Source organism: Nocardia sp. CA-129566, assembly GCF_050956075.1.
In the GTDB taxonomy this organism is placed as follows: domain Bacteria; phylum Actinomycetota; class Actinomycetes; order Mycobacteriales; family Mycobacteriaceae; genus Nocardia.
Map to the genome: position 1 here is coordinate 1,756,977 of NZ_CP192085.1, position 11,615 is coordinate 1,768,591.

The following is an 11,615-nucleotide window of genomic DNA, read 5'->3' on the forward strand; positions in this document are numbered from 1 at the left end:
TCCGGTCCGGTTCGGCATCGACGGGCCGGTCGAGGTCCGGTCGGACCCGGTGGGACGGAGTCGGTCTTGCGTTTCGTGCGCTTGAACGAGCGCAGGTGAGCCACTGTCTATCCTAGGTCGCGCATGGCGACCGGCTGGATGGCTTCCCGCAGGAAATCGGCCAGTTCGGTCAGCGCCGCCGCGGCCGGTCCCACGAGCGCGGCCTGCAGTTGCGCGACGTGCCATAGCCCCTTGCTCTCGGTGAACCGGGTATGCACGCCCGCCGCCCGCAGTGCCGCAACGAATTCGACGCATTGGCCATACAGCAGTTCGCTGATATCGACCTGCACGTAGGTCGGCGGCAATCCGGCCAGCACGCCGTGCCGCGGCGCGTAGCCGGTGTCCTTGCCATCGCCGTCGCCGAGATAGGCGGCGGCACAGGCGCGCGACCACGGCCGGTTGATGACCAGATCGCGCGACTTCTCGGGGACCTGATTCGGGTCGACCCACGGCGCGATCAGGCCGAGCGCGGCCGGGGTGTACCCGTGCCCGGCGATCAGCCGCTGTGCGGTGGCCAGCGATAGTCCACCGCCCGCCGAATCACCCGATAGCGCGATCTGTTCGGGTCGGTAGCCGATATTGCCGACCAATTCCAGGAAGGCCGCTTCGGCGTCGTCGAGGCCGGCCGGGAACGGGTGCTCCGGTGCCAGCCGGTAGTCGAGAACATAGACGGCGCAACCGGTTTCGTGGGCCAGCCGGGCGGCAAGCGAGCGGTGCGTGGCGAGCGATCCGATCGCGTAGCCGCCGCCGTGCAGGTAGAGCACGGCACCCCGGGTGAGATCGGGCTGCTGCGTACCCGCGGTGATCCGCTCCGCGGGCCGGCCGCCGAGCCGGAGCCGGAGCACGGTCGTATCGGAGGGGAGGAACTGCGCGCGCGAACCGATATCGAGCAGCAGGCGCTGCATCTGCCAGGGCAGCCGCGCGTTGAGCGTGATACGGAAGATCGGATTCAGCAGCGTCCGCGCGATGGGCAGCGGAATATTCATGTCACGCATGGGTTTTCCTCGATTCCCTGCGTCCGCGTCCGGACGCCGGGGCAGCAGGGTTCAGGGCAGGAAACGACGTTCCACGGCAGCGGCGATGCGCTGGTAGCCGGAGGCGGTGACCCGGACGAACAGATCCAGCGCCTTGGCCTCCCAGCCGATCAGCACTCGGCCGTGCCCCTTGCCGACGCCCTCGGTGATGGTCTTGGCGGCCATCTCCGGCGTGTGAATGGCCAGCGTCTTGTCGAACATCGATGCCGCGCTGGTGCCGTCGATGCCATCGGCATAGGTGGCATTGCGGGCGACGGCGGTCTTGATACCGCCGGGATGCACACAGGTCACCTTGACCGGATGCTTGCCGACCAGCATCTCCTGGCGCAACGATTCGGTGAAGCCGCGCACCGCGAACTTGGCTGCGTTGTACGCGCTCTGGCCGGGCACGGCGATGAGGCCGAACAGGCTGGAGACATTGACGACGTGGCCATCGCCGGATTCGATCAGCAGCGGCAGGAACGCCTTGGTGCCATTGACGACGCCCCAGAAGTCGACGTCCATGATGCGCTCGATGTCCTTGAACTCCGAGCGGATGACCTCACCGTGGTAGGCGATGCCCGCATTGTTGTAGATCTGGTGCACCGTGCCGAAGTGCGCCTTGACGGCGTCGGCGTAGAGCAGCACCGCTTCGCGCTCGGCCACATTCAGCCGATCGGACTTGATCTCGGCCCCGTACACCTCGCAGCGGCGCACGGTCTCGGCCAGGCCGTCGGTGTCGATATCGGAGAGCGCGAGTTTGGCGCCGCGCTCGGCCAGGTTCTCGGCGAGCGCGCGGCCGATGCCGGAGCCCGCTCCGGTGATCACACAGACCTTCCCTTTGAAGTAAGCGTCATTGCTCACTGTGCTGCCACCACCTCGAGGTCGTTGCTGGATGTTCCGACGGTTGTGGTCTCGTAGGCGGAGACGTCGAAATTCTTGGTGAGCCTACGGAATTCGAAGGTGAAGTCCGGCCACAGTGTGGTGTTGTTGCCGTGCTTGTCCAGGTACCAGCTGGCGCAGCCGCCGGTGCTCCATACACTCTTCACCAGTTTGCGCTGCAGATCCTTGTTGTACGAGTCCTGCACCTCGCGCTTTACCTCGACAGTACGCAGGCCGAGGCGATCGACGGTGGACAATGCGTCGGCGATGTAGTTGATCTGCGATTCGATCATGTACACCATCGAGGTGTGGCCCAGGCCGACATTCGGCCCGAGCAGGAAGAACATATTCGGGAAGTTGGCGACCGTCGAGCCCTTGTAGCCCTGCTGGCCGATCTCGTCGAACACCTCGGCCAGGGTGCGGCCGTCCTTGCCCGAAATGGTGTTGTAGGTCGGTGAATCGGTGACGTGGAAGCCGGTCGCCACGATCAGTGCGTCGATCTCGCGCTCGGTGCCGTCCTTGGTGACGATGGAGTTCGGGCGCACCTCCTTGATGCCGTCGGTCACGACGTCGACATTCGGGCGGCTCAGCGCCGGGTAGTAGTCGTTGGAGATCAGCATGCGCTTGCAGCCGATGCGGAAGTTCGGGGTGACCTTCTCGCGCAGCCGCGGATCGCGGATCTCCAGCTGGAGCTTGGCCTTGGCGACCAGTTCGAAGGCCTGCATCAGCGCGGGGACCTTGGCGAGGCCGACGACCTGGGTCTCGCGCGCGGCGTAGATGGCCGCGCGGGATAGGCGCTGGAAGCCGGGAATGTGCCGGAATGCGAGGCGCTCGGGCAGGGTGTAGGGGCGGTCGAAACGGGGGAGCAGCCAGGGGGCGGTGCGCTGATAGACGTCCAGGTGGGCGACATCCGGCGCGATGGACGGCACGATCTGGATGGCGGAGGCGCCGGTGCCGATAATGGCGACGCGCTTGCCCTGCAGATCCGCATCGTGGTTCCAGCGGGCCGAGTGGAAGATCTCGCCCTCGAAACCATTGATGCCCTTGATATCCGGCAGTGCCGGTTCGCAGAGCGCGCCGACCGCGGAGACCACGGTGTCCGCGGTGAAGCTGCCCTGAGTGGAGTCGATATGCCACAGGTTGGTGGCATTGTTCCAGCGCGCGCCGGTGACATCGCAGTTGAACAGGTGCTTGTCGAGCACGTTGTACTCGCGCGCGACGCCCTGGATGTACCGCTGGATCTCACCCTGCTTGGAGAACGAGCGCGACCAGTTCGGATTCAGTGCGAACGAGTACGAGTACAGGTGCGATGGGACATCGCAGGCGGCACCCGGGTAGGTGTTGTCGCGCCAGGTGCCGCCGACATCGCTGCCGCGTTCCAACACGAGATAGTCGTTGCGGCCCTGCTGGCTCAGCCGGATCGCCAGGCCCAGACCGGCGAAACCGCTGCCGATGATGATGGTCTTGACGTGGCGGGCTGGCCGGTTGCCGACAGCTTTGTCTGTAACCTTGCGACTCATATAAGCGAGCGTACGGCCTTATTGAGCACGAGTCAACAGTATTGACCATCGTTCAGTAAGATGTCCGTGTGAGTAGCAAAGGTGCCGGCGAAGTGGTGAAGCGAACCCGCCTCAGCCCGGAAGAACGTCGCACGCAGCTGATCACCTTGGGCGCCAAGATGCTCGGTGACCGTGCCATCGAGGACATCTCGATCACCGAGATCGCCGAAGCGGCCGGAATCTCCCGCGGCCTGCTCTTCCACTACTTCCCGACCAAACAGGACTTCCAGCTGGCGATCGTCCGCCACGCCAATGCCGAACTACTCGAGCACGTCGCCCCCGACCGCTCGCTCGGTGTCTACGAGATGCTGCGCGATTCGATCGAGCGGTACATCGAATATGTCAGCGAGAACCGCAACTCCTATGTATCGCTGCTGCGCGGGCCCGCCAGCGTCACCCCCGAGCTGGTCCCGCTCGTGGACCAGACCCGCGACGCCATTATCGGCATCATTCTCACCGAGGTGCCCGTGCCGATCGATGAGGCCGACCGTCCACGCCTGACCCTCGCCATGCGCGGTTGGATCGCCTTCGTGGAGGAGGCCACCCTCACCTGGCTCCGCATCGCCACGATCACCCGCGAGCAGCTGGTCGACTTGCTGGTGGAATCCCTACTGGCCATTGCCCTCTCGCTGAATCCGGCGCTCGCCGCCGCCCTCCGCGGCTAGGCGCTTGCGGGTGGCCTGCGCTTGTCTCGGGCGTGGTCGATATCCTGACGTATGGGTCTGTCTCGTCGGCAGCTGTTGAGGGTGGGGACGGCTGGGTCGGTTGCGGTGCTGGTGGGGGCGTCTGCGGCGAGTAGTGCGCGGTTTCGGGCGCCGCGGTGGCTGGGGGATCCGTTCACGTTGGGGGTGGCGTCGGGGGATCCGCTGCCGGATGGGGTGGTGTTGTGGACGCGGCTGGCGCCGGATCCGTTCGCACCGGATGGGCTCGGGGGTATGGCGCAGCATCCGGTGAGCGTGGACTACGAAGTCGCGCACGATGAACAGTTTCGGCAGGTGGTGGCGCGGGGGACGGCCTTGGCGACCCGCGAACTCGCGCATTCCGTGCATCCCGGGGTAGGCGGGTTGGAGCCGAATCGCTGGTACTTCTACCGATTTCGCGCGGGCTCGGCGATCTCACCGATCGGCCGGACCCGCACCGCCCCCGCACCGGGACAGCCCACGGCGCGCATGCGTTTCGCCTTCGCCTCCTGCCAATCGTGGAGTTCGGGCTACTACACCGCCTATGAGCACATGAGTGCCGAAGATCTCGATCTGGTTGTGCATCTCGGTGATTACATCTACGAACGGGGCTGGACGCGCGGTCGCGTCGGCATGTCGGTGGAGCCGCAATTCCAAGCCGAAGCGGTCGATCTGCCCGGCTATCGACTGCGCTATGCCCAGGCCAAGGCCGAGCGGCCGTTGCGCGCCGCCCATGCCGCCTTTCCCTGGCTCGTCACCTTCGACGATCACGAGGTCGACAACAATTGGGCGGGAGACTCACCAGGTATCGGATTCGATATCTACCGCATTCCCAAGCTCTTTCGCGGCCGCCGCGCTGCCGCATTCCGCGCGATGTACGAACATCAGCCTTTGCGTATCGCGGCCCTGCCCGCCGGCTCCACCATGCACATCCACCGCCGATACAGCTTCGGCGACCTCGCCGACATCACCATGCTCGACACCCGCCAGTACCGCACGGCGCAGGCCTGTGGCGACGGCGGTCTGGTCGCGGACTGCCCCGACCGCTTCGCCTCGGACCGCACGATCCTCGGTGCACCGCAACGAGATTGGCTGATCGATGGCTTCAGCAGGTCCACCGCCCGCTGGCAGATCCTCGGCAACCAGGTCTCCATGGGGCAATCCGACTATGACCTCGGCCCCGGCGTCGCGACCGGCACCGACTCGTGGGACGGCTACGTCTGCGATCGCAACACCATCCTCGGCGCCGCTGCCGACCGCGACGTCCACAACCTGGTAGTGATCACCGGCGACCGCCACCAGAACCACGCCGCCAACCTCCGCGCGGACTACTCGAACCCCGAATCTCCGGTCGCGGCCTCCGAATTCATCGGCACCTCCATCACCACCAATGGCAACGGAAGGGATATGACGCCGACCGGCCGCACTCTCCTGGCCGCCAACCCCGACCTGAAGTTCTTCAACTCCCAACGCGGGTACTCCCGCGTCTCGCTGGACCACGGATTGTGGCGCAATGACTTCCGAGTAGTCCCGTACGTCGACCGCCCCGGCGCACCCATTCACACCCGCGCCGCTTTTGTCGTGGAGAACCGGGTCCCCGGTGTCACCGAGGTGTCGCGCTCCGACAGCCGGACCGGGCAATATCCCGGAGCCGGAACCGCGGGCTCGCCGCCGCGCTGAGGCCTGTGACCACGAAGTGGTTCAACGCGTGGCGGCGGCGCGTGGCGGATTGGCCAAACCCAGGGCGGAGTTGAGGCGATACGCGCCGCCGAGCCCATGGAACACCGCCATGAGCAGCGCTCCGGCGACGGCGCCGCCGATACCGGCAAGGGCATGGGCGGGCAGATCGGCCCAGTAACCGATCAGCACCGCGAGGGCGAAACCCAAGGTGCCGGCCACGGCATTGCGCAGCGAATCGTTGCCCCACACATTCGGAAACTGTTCGCCGACCATGCCTTTGACGAAATGCGGGACGGCATTGGCGCCCAGCACACCGGCGAGCGCGGACAGCAGGACTGTATGCCACATATCGACCACCTATTTTCAGTCAACAACCGTCGACTGAATGCTAGCGGCTCATTCGCGTTCGGTCAACGGTCGTAGACTGAAAGCATGAGTTCCCATCCCACCCGCCGCGCCGAACAACGCGACCGCACCCAAGCCCGGATCTTGGACGCGGCGCGGCAGCTGTTCGCGGAGGTCGGCTATGACCGGGCCACCATCCGCGCGATCGCGGCGGCGGCCGACACCGATCCGGGCCTGGTGATGCGCTACTTCGGATCCAAGGACAATTTGTTCGCCCAGGTCGCCCAATTCGAACCGGACGAACTGATCACCGGGACGCCGCCGGAGGCGGCCGAACAGCTACTGGCCGCACTCGAACAGAAACTCGCCGAGCAGCCCACCGACGCACTGACCGCGATCCGGTCCATGTTCACCCACCCCGATGCCGCCGCCGAAGTCCGATCCGCCATGATCGCCCGCCAACAACAGGCCGCCCAACATCTGGCCCCCGACGATGCGACACTGCGCGCCGGCCTGATCGGAGCCCTCACCATCGGCACCGTCATCGGCCGACACCTCCTCCAACTCGACGCCCTGCACGACGCCCCACCGGACCACATCACCGCCCTGCTCCGCCGCGCCATCCACGCCATCGCCCACGACCCCCCGGAACCCACCCCCGACCAACCCGCCACCTCGTGACCGCCGATCCGGACATGACAACTCTTCAACTCCCAACGCGGATACGTCCGAGTCGACCTCGATCATTTCTCGTGGCACACCGACGTTCGCGCTGACGGATGTCCCCGCCGAACTCGACTGAGCGCCGCAATCGGAAAGCGCGCCAACATATCTCGATAGTTCGTTAGCGCCGGGGCCCGACCGGGCCCACGGTAATGGCTGGGCAGCGCGAAGGTCTCCACGGCGTCGGGCAGGTGCAGCCGTTCATACCTGGTTGACGCCCTCGAGAATGCGATCGAAAACCCTACGGGCATCCTCGGATTCGGGTCCGTCGAGCAGGGCATCGAGGACTTCGGCACTGTCCAACGTGGCGCAAAACGACTGCAAGCGTGCGCTGGCGATCACCGTATGGATCACTGCGGCGTAGAGCCGAGAACGCGGTGCACGCAGGTGAGCGCCCCTCCGTTCAACTCCGCGCAGATGTACTTCGACCGCATCGATCACATCCCGAATGACCTGAATCTCGATTTCTTCGAGGCTCCACTCGTCCTGCACGATCAGAATCCGAACTTCGGTTGCTCGGCGGGGTTCAGGTGACCGTGTCGAACGAGCACGGTTTTGGCGTGCAGTTTGATCCGGCAGATGGTGATCGGGCAATCGATGTGCGACTGCATGACAATGTGGGCGGCTTGGACAGTCAAGCCGTCGGTCGGAACATCGTGGTCTATCGGTGGCAGAACGGGTTCGAGAATCATGCTGGGACCTCCCGTATGAACGACGTTGGGACGAACCAGCATCCGGTAGATCCGGTGTCATCGGGGCCGCGGCTCGGGGCCGGGTAGGAGAGGGTGCACTGTGCGCCCCGAGTCACCGGGGCAGGCCGACACTCCCGGCCAGCGACCGCGCCCTACGGCTGATGAGCGCACCACCGCGGTCGACCGAATCGGCGATCATCTGTCTCGCTGAAGGGGAGTAATGCACCGAATCGCGAGAGGTCTGATAGGCCTGCTCGAGCCAGTGCAACATGGCTGAATAGTCGCGACGCTGATGGTAGCTGCGTGCGATCTCGACGCCGAGTCGCCCGCGCCGCTCTCTGCTGGGGATTTGTTCCGGGTCGATGTGCTCGGCACGATGACGAGCATCCGATGGTTTGGCAAGATCGGCCGTGATCGTCACGCCGTGCAGCTCGACGTTGGCGCTACCGAACATCGTCCACGGATGGTGATAACCCTTGCCGAGCCGTTTCGCTGTTGTGTCGGCTTCATCCCAATACCGCCATGCGTCGCCTTCGCGACCGGCTTGCGCGGCGGTTATCGCCGCGTGCAACTGGAGCGCGCCGTACATCCCCCGAATATCGTTGTCCGCGTTCTCGAGTCCGGGTTTCAGCAGTCCGGCTGCATCCTGTGCCAGGGTCAACGCCCCGTCGGCGTCCCCGACCGAACGCTGCACCATGCCGAGCGTCCAAGCGGCACCTGCCAACGCATTCGGAACGTCCGCTTCCTGCGCCGCAATCATCGCCCGGTCAGCTACCGTCCACAGCAGTTCCGACTCACTCGCCCAAACAATTTCGTGTTGCACCAGGCCATATACATCCGCCAAAACCGCATAGGTCGTTCGCCGATCCGCGCCCTGCGCGACCCGAGCCCCGATCCGGGCATCCCTGACGAGCTGCGGCAATATCCGACCGACGTCGGTCCGATGCGTCCTGGACTGATGCCAGAGCCGCCATGCGTCAGCAGTCCGCACCGCCAATGCGGCGAGGTCTACCGGCCCATTCGGAACAACCAATAATGGGTCCCGAACCGCCTCACGAATAGCCGGCACCGCATCATGCGGCACCCGCGCAAATGACCCGACCGGCACCGAAGTCGATCCGCCGAGATCCATATCAATACCCGCGAGCACCGCCACATCGCCAACGGCAAGAGCCTCCGCCAACTTCACCAACAACGGCAGCCGCGGCGGTAGCCGCGTCCCCCGCTCGATCCCCTTCAACCACGACGCAGACATTCCGACCAGCCCGGCCAGCACCGGCCGACTGAGCCCCTTTCGCTCCCGCAAGACCTGAATCCGCTCCCCGGTCCGCTTCCCGGCCAGATCATCGAGCATCAGCCCACCTCGGATCCCGTTCCGCTACTTGGCTCTCGATGCACGCCAGGATATGCCGCCCGATGAGGCGACGCTGTATGACGCCTGGCGCGTCAGACCCGCGCAAGCAATCTCTGGAGGTTGAACACGAGAATCATGTGATAACCCCCGATGTGTTGTAGTGCTTCGAAGATGGACCGCGCGGCAGACTCTTCCGATATCTTGTTCGAGTCGATATTTCTGATGGTCACCAGAATTGGATAAGATTCGAACTGCAGGTCCTGCTCGTCTTCGAAATCATGCGACATCTCAACTTCGACTATCGTTCCTCCGGCCTTCCCGCCGAAAGAGATGTCGTTCTGTTTCTCCGCTAGGCGGTCCAGTGGAGCGCCCGAAGCTGACGTTATATCATCGACGATTTCGCCTTCCGCCTTTGTGGTTCGAATGAATATCTGGTGATATGCGCTCAAGACTTCTCCTCTAGGGCCAATTTATCTCCCAGCCGTCTCCGACTATTCGAATTTCGCTCATCTTATCTGGGCTGGCGCCGAGGTATCGGCTGACTCCACGTTGGGCCTCTTCTTGTGTCAAACCGCTACCGCGAGCGTCGATGATCGTGTGGTCAGCTTGGCCCTGTGCGCTGTTGAGTGCGTTCTTGACGGTTGCATTGGTTGCTCCCGGGTCCATATGTTTGAACTCAGTGGGCACTCCATCGACCGTGGAATCTGCGGTCCGTTCGCCTGGGACGGTGCTTTCCTTGACTGCCCTGACATTCTTTCCTTCGTCTGCCAGCAGGTCTGCAAGTTTTCTTTCGTTGGGGTCGAATTGCTTTTCGCTCTCGTCTATCTTTCCCTTTGATTGAGGTTTGCCGGGGTCCGGGCGACTTCCGTCGTCGTCGATGTGCGCCTTCAATGCGATGATCTCGACGAGGCTTGTCGAGATGGCGAATAGGCTGGGGACATGGTCGAAGGATTTGATGACTCCGACGGCGGTCGAAGTGGCTGCGACGAGACCGAGGGCCTTGAAAAGGTTGCTGGCCGTGTAGAGGGTGCGGATGGTGGTGATGGTCTCCTCGGCTGCAAGGCCTACACCTCCTGCGCCTGCGAGGAGTGAGCCGCCGAAGGTGAGTAGGGCAAGGCCGACGGCACCCGCAACGATGACTCCGGCCGTAATCTCGGCCGTGGTGATCGCTGATTTGATCGCATTACTGGCCTCGATGGTTCCGGTTTGATACTCGGCGACTGGTGCAGCGATGTTGAGCGAGGCAGTGGCAACGTTCTCGGCGCCGGTGCGAAGTGTGCCGAAATGGTCCTGGATAAGTTGCCGATTAGCTTCGTCATCCATGCCGTCGAACAATGCGGAGATCCCGCTGATGGTGGCGGCCGCACCGGTGATGGTGGCGTGATCTGCGAAGGTCTGCCACGTTGTCGACGCTTTGGCGAGCTTGTCGACATCGCCGTTCGGGAGTTTGCCGAATTCGCTGATGATCAGTTTGACGAGTTCGTCGAAAAAAGCCTTTACGCCGCCGTCGCCGTTGTGTTTGACACCATTTCCGTTGTCAGCCGCCGACTTTGGGATCGTGACTTTGTACTCCGTCATCGTATGCACGTCCGGACGTGGGGGTGATGGATTGCTCTTGTTGCGGATGCCGTAGTTGTAGCCGTTTGCATACAGGACGTAGCCGTAGTTGGTGAGCGCGTCCGCTAGATTGGTGCACGTCTGCATTGTTTGACGCGCAGTCTCATCATATTTTTCGCCCCACTGCTTACAACCGGGTGCGTCACCTGCCATGCCCGCGCATGCACCTTTGACGGCATCGTGCACGGGCTTGTCGGCGCGGCGCAGTTCGGCTGCGAGATCATGGCATTTCTTGGCGGCGTCGTAGTAGACCTGCCAGTCGACCTTCACTGCTCATCCCCCTCGCAGCATCTTGCGATTGACCTCGATTGCGCTGGTGTAGTCGGCGTGTGCGCGTTTGGCAGCGTCGCTCATATCGCGGACACCTTCGGCGAATTCGCGTGCGCCGATGGCCCATTGGTTGTGGGCGTCGACGTAGGCCTGGGCGGCGACGCCCTCCCAGCCGCTGCCTTGGAGCGTGGCGACCTTGTCATCGATTTCGTCGAGGTGGTCGGTGAGGAAGCCTGCGAGCCCGGCGAGACGGGACACGATTTCGTCGAGGTGGTCGAGGTCGACGGAGAATTCGGAACTCATGGCAGGTCCAGGCTGGAGGTGTTCAGTGCGGACGCGTTGTTCGTGTCGGTGGATTGGTAGGTGTCGGCGGTGACGCCGAGCTTTTCTGCCATGCCGTTCAGCGCGGTGAGGATCTGGACGCCGCCGTCGTGGACTTCGGTCCAGCCTTTGGCGAATTCGTCGGCGTAGTCGCCGGTCCAGGTCCCACCTGCCACCGCTGACACATCCTTGGCTGCGGAATCCAGTGCTGACCGCAGCGCCTCGGCCAAGTCGTAGACGTATTTGCCGACCTCACGGACCTTCTCGGGTACTACCGAAACGCTTTGAGAATTCGGCGACCCCCCACTTTCGCTCATGGTTGCGGATGGTACCGACAGCCGGCGAACGCTGTCGAGCCCGAACCAAGGCGGAAATGACTACGCCGGGCCGAATCACTCTGTGGGAGAGTGGATTCGGCCCGGCGTCGGGTCAGTGAGAAA

Annotated in this window: 14 protein-coding genes; 3 read left to right on the forward strand and 11 right to left on the reverse strand. The window is 63.9% G+C overall.

What is annotated here, in order from left to right; genetic code table 11:
- Positions 1-107 precede the first annotated feature (107 nt).
- The 3 genes from ACQP0C_RS08035 to ACQP0C_RS08045 are packed head-to-tail and all read right to left on the reverse strand — an operon-like array spanning position 108 to position 3,454.
- Positions 108-1,034: an alpha/beta hydrolase gene (locus ACQP0C_RS08035; protein ID WP_433732046.1), complete on the reverse strand. Its 927-nt coding sequence runs from the start codon at positions 1,032-1,034 to the stop codon at positions 108-110.
- Positions 1,035-1,085: 51 nt separating this feature from the next.
- Entirely contained in the window at positions 1,086-1,916 is an 831-nt protein-coding gene (locus tag ACQP0C_RS08040) for an SDR family NAD(P)-dependent oxidoreductase (protein WP_433732048.1), read from the reverse strand.
- Entirely contained in the window at positions 1,913-3,454 is a 1,542-nt protein-coding gene (locus ACQP0C_RS08045) for a flavin-containing monooxygenase (RefSeq protein ID WP_433732050.1), read from the reverse strand. The genes ACQP0C_RS08040 and ACQP0C_RS08045 overlap by 4 nt, the downstream gene beginning before the upstream one ends.
- Before the next feature lie 68 nt (positions 3,455-3,522).
- Here ACQP0C_RS08045 and ACQP0C_RS08050 point away from each other — a divergent pair, with 68 nt between their 5' ends.
- Together ACQP0C_RS08050 and ACQP0C_RS08055 are read left to right on the forward strand one after the other, a co-directional pair.
- Positions 3,523-4,158, forward strand: coding sequence for a TetR/AcrR family transcriptional regulator (locus ACQP0C_RS08050; RefSeq protein WP_433732052.1), 636 nt, complete (start codon positions 3,523-3,525; stop codon positions 4,156-4,158).
- 51 nt (positions 4,159-4,209) lie between these two features.
- Positions 4,210-5,853, forward strand: a complete 1,644-nt coding sequence (locus ACQP0C_RS08055) for an alkaline phosphatase D family protein (RefSeq protein WP_433732054.1) — start codon at positions 4,210-4,212, stop codon at positions 5,851-5,853.
- A 21-nt stretch (positions 5,854-5,874) separates the two neighbouring features.
- Here ACQP0C_RS08055 and ACQP0C_RS08060 read toward each other — a convergent pair whose 3' ends face one another.
- Complete coding sequence (locus ACQP0C_RS08060; protein WP_433732056.1) at positions 5,875-6,201, reverse strand: hypothetical protein; 327 nt, start codon at positions 6,199-6,201, stop codon at positions 5,875-5,877.
- Positions 6,202-6,285: 84 nt separating this feature from the next.
- Here ACQP0C_RS08060 and ACQP0C_RS08065 point away from each other — a divergent pair, with 84 nt between their 5' ends.
- Positions 6,286-6,879, forward strand: coding sequence for a TetR family transcriptional regulator (locus ACQP0C_RS08065; RefSeq protein WP_433732058.1), 594 nt, complete (start codon positions 6,286-6,288; stop codon positions 6,877-6,879).
- Between the two features lie 243 nt (positions 6,880-7,122).
- On the opposite strand, the gene ACQP0C_RS08070 is transcribed toward ACQP0C_RS08065, so the two are convergent.
- The 7 genes from ACQP0C_RS08070 to ACQP0C_RS08100 all read right to left on the reverse strand — a co-directional run bounded on the left by ACQP0C_RS08070 (position 7,123) and on the right by ACQP0C_RS08100 (position 11,492).
- A complete protein-coding gene (locus ACQP0C_RS08070; RefSeq protein ID WP_433732060.1) occupies positions 7,123-7,413 on the reverse strand; it encodes a hypothetical protein in 291 nt (96 codons plus the stop codon).
- A 2-nt stretch (positions 7,414-7,415) separates the two neighbouring features.
- On the reverse strand, positions 7,416-7,613 hold the full coding sequence (locus ACQP0C_RS08075; protein ID WP_433732062.1) for a hypothetical protein: 198 nt from the start codon (positions 7,611-7,613) through the stop codon (positions 7,416-7,418).
- Positions 7,614-7,725: 112 nt separating this feature from the next.
- Positions 7,726-8,967, reverse strand: coding sequence for a helix-turn-helix domain-containing protein (locus tag ACQP0C_RS08080; protein ID WP_433732064.1), 1,242 nt, complete (start codon positions 8,965-8,967; stop codon positions 7,726-7,728).
- Positions 8,968-9,059: 92 nt separating this feature from the next.
- Positions 9,060-9,416, reverse strand: coding sequence for a hypothetical protein (locus ACQP0C_RS08085; protein ID WP_433732067.1), 357 nt, complete (start codon positions 9,414-9,416; stop codon positions 9,060-9,062).
- A gap of 10 nt (positions 9,417-9,426) precedes the next feature.
- Positions 9,427-10,854, reverse strand: a complete 1,428-nt coding sequence (locus ACQP0C_RS08090; protein ID WP_433732069.1) for a hypothetical protein — start codon at positions 10,852-10,854, stop codon at positions 9,427-9,429.
- A gap of 3 nt (positions 10,855-10,857) precedes the next feature.
- Complete coding sequence (locus ACQP0C_RS08095; protein ID WP_433732071.1) at positions 10,858-11,157, reverse strand: WXG100 family type VII secretion target; 300 nt, start codon at positions 11,155-11,157, stop codon at positions 10,858-10,860.
- A complete protein-coding gene (locus tag ACQP0C_RS08100; RefSeq protein ID WP_433732073.1) occupies positions 11,154-11,492 on the reverse strand; it encodes an ESX-1 secretion-associated protein in 339 nt (112 codons plus the stop codon). Before ACQP0C_RS08100 ends, ACQP0C_RS08095 begins: the two co-directional genes overlap by 4 nt.
- Positions 11,493-11,615: the final 123 nt, after the last annotated feature.